This is a genomic window from Paenibacillus pasadenensis (assembly GCF_023715725.1).
GTDB classification, from domain to species: domain Bacteria; phylum Bacillota; class Bacilli; order Paenibacillales; family Paenibacillaceae; genus Paenibacillus_O; species Paenibacillus_O pasadenensis_A.
Genome location: NZ_JAMBOT010000078.1, coordinates 1 through 379, shown reverse-complemented (window position 1 = coordinate 379; position 379 = coordinate 1). Strand labels below are relative to the sequence as shown.

General features: G+C 63.1%; 1 protein-coding gene. It reads left to right on the top strand.

All coding sequences use genetic code 11. The annotated features are described in order from the left end of the window. A partial coding sequence (locus M3223_RS24060; RefSeq protein ID WP_251566324.1) for an NAD(P)H-dependent oxidoreductase occupies positions 1-379 on the top strand: 379 nt, incomplete at both ends.

Genomic DNA, 379 nt, shown 5'->3' with positions numbered 1-379 from the left:
GCGCCAGCATGAGGTGATTGTTTTCCAGCACCCTTTATATACCTGGAGCTGTCCGGCGCTGCTTAAGGAGTGGCTGGATCGTGTGTTAAGCCGCGGCTTCGCCAGCGGCGCCGGAGGGAACGAACTGGCGGGAAAGTACTGGCGCAGCGTGATCACCACCGGCGAGCCTGAGAGCGCCTACCGTCGCGATGCTAATCGCTCTCCGATGAACGATATTTTACGTCCTTTTGAACTGACCGCCGGCAGGTGCCGTATGCACTGGATGCGCCCCATTCTCGTCTACTGGGCCCGGAGGCAGCAGCCAGAGGAGCTGCGCAGCCGCGCCCTGGCCTACCGGGACGGGTTGGCCAACCCTATCGCCGCCGGAGGTGTCCATGGC